Origin of the sequence: Aeromonas sp. HMWF015 (assembly GCF_963878965.1) — a bacterium.
Lineage (GTDB): Bacteria > Pseudomonadota > Gammaproteobacteria > Enterobacterales > Aeromonadaceae > Aeromonas > Aeromonas veronii.
This window is the reverse complement of the sequence record NZ_CAWNZT010000236.1, coordinates 1-2181: the sequence shown is the minus strand read 5'-3', so window position 1 is coordinate 2181 and position 2181 is coordinate 1. Positions and strand designations below refer to the sequence as shown.

The 2181-nt window shown below is 56.3% G+C and carries 3 protein-coding genes; all 3 read left to right on the top strand.

The genetic code is table 11. The features are described 5' to 3' along the window. Nucleotides 1-344 (top strand): OmpA family protein (locus AACS18_RS12770; protein ID WP_146184891.1); only part of this gene is annotated, 344 nt, incomplete at its 5' end. A gap of 307 nt (nt 345-651) precedes the next feature. Then, a complete protein-coding gene (gene ompA, locus AACS18_RS12765) occupies nt 652-1650 on the top strand; it encodes a porin OmpA (protein ID WP_005358919.1) in 999 nt (332 codons plus the stop codon). Nucleotides 1651-1880: 230 nt separating this feature from the next. After that, a partial coding sequence (locus AACS18_RS12760) for an outer membrane beta-barrel protein (protein ID WP_146184890.1) occupies nt 1881-2181 on the top strand: 301 nt, incomplete at its 3' end.

Here is a 2181-nt window from a genome sequence, read left to right as displayed (position 1 = left end):
CCCTGAAGCCGGAAGGCGTTGCAGCCCTGAACGGTCTGTATCAGCAAATCGTTGAGTTCCAGCCGAAAGATGGCAACGCTGTTGTTGTTGGTTACACCGACCGTATCGGTTCCGACGCTTACAACCAGAAGCTGTCTGAAGCCCGTGCCCGCACCGTTGCCAACTTCCTTGTAAGCAAAGGTATGGCTGCCAGCAAAGTTGCCATCGAAGGTCGTGGCGAAGCCAACCCGGTTACCGGCACCAAGTGCAACGGCGTAACCGCTAAAGCTCAACTGATCTCCTGCCTGGCTCCGGATCGTCGCGTAGAAGTTCGCGTATCTGGCGTACAAGAAGTTCAGCAATAATCTGACCTCGTTCAGATAGTGCGAAAAAAAGGGATGCTGCGGCATCCCTTTTTGTTTGTCTCGTTCTCGCTTGCATCCCTCAGTCCCACCTCCCTGCCCTTGCCTGCCCCGTCTCGAAAGCATAAAGTAGTTGCGCCTGTAAGGTATTGGATAAGCACTAAAAAGCGCTTCTTGTCCGGTCTGTTGTCCATGACGCCACTGCATCATGAGAGTCCAAAGCCTTCGCTATCCACTTTGCTGGCGATTTTTCGCAGCAATAAAAACAAGTGCATTGCCCGACATGGGCTAACACAACGAGGATAAACCGATGAAACTCAAAATGGCTCCTACCCTGATTGCACTGGCGCTCGCCGCCGCAGGCACCACAGCTCAGGCTGCCGATGACTGGTACACCGGTGTTGGTGCAGGTTGGGCATATGCCCACGGTCTGGATGATTTTGGCAAAGACACTGACAAAGATGCCACTGCGCTGAGCCTGTTCGGCGGTTACAACTTCAACGACTACTACGCAGCTGAGCTGGGCTACCTCTACGCCGGTAAAGCGGGCGTTGACGGCGCCGATTTCAAAACCCAGGGTGCCACCCTCTCCGGTATCGCCCGCCTGCCGCTCGGCGACATCTTCTCGGTGTTTGCTGAAGGCGGTGCCTACTTCAATCACGTCAACGGCAATGGTAACAGCGACAACGGCACTGCGCCGCTGGCGGGCTTGGGTCTGACTGCCAAGCTCTCCGACCTTATCGATGTGCAAGCACGCTACCGCTATCTGTGGAATCTGGGTGACGAGCAGAAAACCTGGGAGAGCGACATGAGCGTCGCGACCCTGGAGTTGGTGATGCACCCGAACCGTACCTCTTATGTTGCCCCGGTTGCCGCCCCTGCGCCTGAGCCGGTTCCCGAGCCGGTACTGGTCGACAAGAACTTCGCCCTGAGCTCTGACGTGCTGTTTGCCTTTGGCAAATCCACCCTCAAGCCAGAAGGTGTCGCAGCGCTGAATACGCTGTATCAGCAGATCGTTGATGTTCAGCCGAAAGATGGCAGCGCCGTGGTCGTCGGTTACACCGACCGTATCGGTTCTGATGCCTACAACCTGAAACTATCCGAAGCGCGTGCCCGTACCGTAGCCGACTTCCTGGTTGGCAAAGGTCTGCCGGCTGGCAAAGTTGCCATCGAAGGTCGCGGTGAAGCCAATCCGGTCACCGGCACCCAGTGCAACAGCGTCAAGGGCAAGGCTCAGCTGATCTCCTGCCTGGCGCCGGATCGCCGTGTAGAAGTACGCGTCACCGGCGTGCAGCAAGTACAACAATAATCCTGCAGTCCGACATAACAAGGAGGCCACCTGGCCTCCTTTTTCTTGCCGCTTATTCGCCCACCTTGTAACCCTCTTTTGCTCTTCCACTTCCCGTCTCGCATCCATGGTTCACGGCGTGTCGCCCCCCATACCTCTTTGGTGGTTAAAAACAGCCCGTCACCTATACATAAGTGTGGGGTTTGACCAGCAGGCAACCTCACTACACCAAACATCGACGAGGATACGCGATGAACATAAGAGTAAAACCTGTGTGGATTGCACTGGCATTGGCGAGCACAGGCGCACAAGCGGAACCAGTTCACGACTGGTATGCCGGGATTGGCGGTGGCTGGGCCATTGCCCACAATCTGAATGATTTCAGTCAGGATGTCGGCAAGGATGCGACTGCGCTCTCCCTGTTTGGCGGCTACAACTTCACGGAAAATCTGGGGGCAGAGATTGGCTATCTCTCCACCGGTGACTGGGATATCAGCGGCCATGACTTCAACAGCAAGGGAGCCACGCTGTCAGTCATTGGCCGCCTGCCGC